The organism is Kitasatospora sp. NPDC059408, from assembly GCF_042751525.1.
Classification (GTDB): domain Bacteria; phylum Actinomycetota; class Actinomycetes; order Streptomycetales; family Streptomycetaceae; genus Kitasatospora.
The window spans coordinates 1-2,389 of record NZ_JBHYWI010000180.1; the positions used below are offsets into that span (position 1 = coordinate 1).

The window sequence follows — 2,389 nt, forward strand, 5'->3', positions numbered from 1 at the left end:
GCCCGAGTGAGTACGAATACCTCCGATTCATCTCTCGGGGCGGCCACGCCCGCGCCCTCCGGTCCGCAGACGGACCGGGACGGGCGCGGCGTGGTCGCGGGCCCCAGGCAGCCGCTCCGGCCGGAGCGTGCGGGCGCGCGGCGCCGTGGCGACGAGCTGCTGAGCATCGGCGCGGTGCTGGCCCACCTGCGCGACGAGTTCCCCGAGGTCACCATCTCCAAGATCAGGTTCCTGGAGGCGGAGGGCCTGGTCGAGCCGCAGCGCACGCCCTCGGGGTACCGCAAGTTCAGCCCGGCCGACGTCGAGCGGCTGGCCTACGTGCTGCGGATGCAGCGCGACCACTACCTGCCGCTGCGGGTGATCCGCGAGCACCTGGACGCGATGGAGCGCGGGGAGGCGCCGCCCGCGCTGCCGCCCGCCGACGCCCGGCCCGGGCCGATGGAGGAGGCGGACCGGGAACTGGTCGCCGCCGCCGAGGCCTCGGCCGGGGTCCGGCTGGGGAGGGCCGAACTGCTGGCCGCCGCCGGGGCGGGCGACGGGGACCTGGTCGAGTGGGAGTCCTACGGGCTGGTCGCCTCCGGGCCGGACGGCGGGTACGACGGCGACGCGCTGCAGGTGGCCCGGCTGGTCGCGGAGCTCGGCCGGTACGGGCTCGAACCGCGGCACCTGCGGGCCATGAAGGCCGCCGCCGACCGGGAGGTCGCCCTCGTCGAGCAGGTGGTGGCGCCGCTGCGCCGGCACCGCAACCCGCAGACCAGGGCCCATGCGGAGGCCACCGCGCGGGAGCTCGCGACGCTGGCGGTGCGGCTGCACGCGGCGATGGTCCAGGCCGGTCTGCGGACCCGCCCGTGACGGCCCCACCCCGCTGACCAGCGGCGTCGGGTCTGCGCTTTCATATCCGGGGCCAGAGCCATAGGGTTGCCTGTGTGAATGAGCTCGACGTCGTGGGTGTCCGGGTGGAGATGCCTTCCAACCAGCCGATCGTGCTGCTGCGGGAGGTCGGGGGCGACCGGTACCTGCCGATCTGGATCGGCCCCGGCGAGGCGACCGCGATCGCCTTCGCGCAGCAGGGGATGACCCCGGTGCGCCCGTTGACGCACGACCTCTTCAAGGACGTCCTGGAGGCGCTCGGCCAGCAGCTCACCGAGGTCCGGATCACCGATCTGCGCGAGGGCGTCTTCTACGCGGAGCTGGTCTTCGCCGGCGGGGTCGAGGTGAGCGCCCGGCCGTCCGACGCGATAGCGCTCGCGCTGCGGACCGGCACGCCGATCTTCGGGAGCGAGGAGGTGCTCGCGGAGGCGGGCATCGCGATCCCGGACGAGCAGGAGGACGAGGTCGAGAAGTTCCGCGAGTTCCTCGATCAGGTGTCGCCCGAGGACTTCGGGGGCAGTGGTCCGCAGTAGCGCGGACCGGCCGGCGTACGGGCCGTGCTGTCGTTTTGCCAAAATCCGTCCACCTACCCACACTAGGGGCACGAAAAACCACTCTCCTGAGTGACGCGGTTTGTCCGGCTCGGCGTGGCGATCGTTGACGGGTCATAGGGGACTGCCTACCGTCAGGAGTGGCTGCCCGGGTGACCGACGCCCGCAGTCTGGGTTGCCCGCAACACGAGTGGACGGAGGTAGGCATGAGCAGCACCGGCGATGACGCGGCCGTGGGAGGCCTGTGCGCCGTGCACGTGCCGCGCACCGCTCGCACCGTGACGGACCTGCCCAGGGTGGGCCGGTTCCCGGCCGTACAGCCCGGCCAGCCGGCCATCGAGCGGCTGGCGCCGACCTCCGAACTCATCGGCTACCGCGGCCCGACGGCCTGCGCGGCGGCCGGCATCACCTACCGCCAGCTGGACTACTGGGCCCGGACGGGGCTGCTGGAGCCCAGCGTCCGTTCGGCGTACCCGGCGACGAGTCAGCGGCTCTACAGCTTCCGCGACGTCCTGCTCCTCAAGATCGTGAAGCGGCTGCTCGACGCGGGCGTCTCGCTGCAGAACATCCGGGTGGCCGTCGCCCATCTGCAGGCCGCCGAGCAGGGCGACCTGGCCGGGCTGACGCTCATGTGCGACGGCGCGACGGTCTACGAGTGCACCACGCCCCAGCAGGTCGTCGACCTGCTGAAGGGCGGTCAGGGTGTGTTCGGCATCGCGGTGGGGGCGGTCTGGCAGGAGCTGGAGCTGACCGTCGGGCGGCTGCACGCCGAGCGGACGGACACCGGTGAGACGCTGCTGGGGCACGACCCCGGGGACGAGCTCGCCCAGCGCCGCAACCGGGCGGTCTGACGGCCCGGTAGGAGCACGGAACGACGAGGCCGCGGGGCCCCCCGGGGGTCCCCCCGGGGCGGCGGCCGAGTGGGTGGGGCGGGGGGGTAGTAGTAGGGGGGGGACGAGGAGCTCGGG

3 protein-coding genes are annotated in these 2,389 nt (G+C 73.4%); all 3 read left to right on the forward strand.

Annotated features, from left to right (window positions below; translation table 11 throughout):
- Nucleotides 1–156 precede the first annotated feature (156 nt).
- The 3 genes from ACFXDE_RS43810 (at nt 157) to ACFXDE_RS43820 (ending at nt 2,272) form a co-directional block, all read left to right on the forward strand.
- On the forward strand, nt 157–852 hold the full coding sequence (locus ACFXDE_RS43810) for a MerR family transcriptional regulator (RefSeq protein ID WP_380499804.1): 696 nt from the start codon (nt 157–159) through the stop codon (nt 850–852).
- A gap of 74 nt (nt 853–926) precedes the next feature.
- The gene (locus tag ACFXDE_RS43815; protein ID WP_329924794.1) at nt 927–1,403 is read left to right on the forward strand and encodes a bifunctional nuclease family protein; all 477 of its coding nucleotides are present in this window, start codon (nt 927–929) and stop codon (nt 1,401–1,403) included.
- 224 nt (nt 1,404–1,627) lie between these two features.
- Complete coding sequence (locus ACFXDE_RS43820; protein ID WP_380448596.1) at nt 1,628–2,272, forward strand: MerR family transcriptional regulator; 645 nt, start codon at nt 1,628–1,630, stop codon at nt 2,270–2,272.
- The last annotated feature ends 117 nt before the right edge of the window (nt 2,273–2,389 follow it).

Excerpts from the sequence above, each read along its gene's own strand:
- ACFXDE_RS43820 (WP_380448596.1), top strand. The coding sequence starts at position 1,628 with ATGAGCAGCACCGGCGATGACGCGGCCGTGGGAGGCCTGTGCGCCGTG.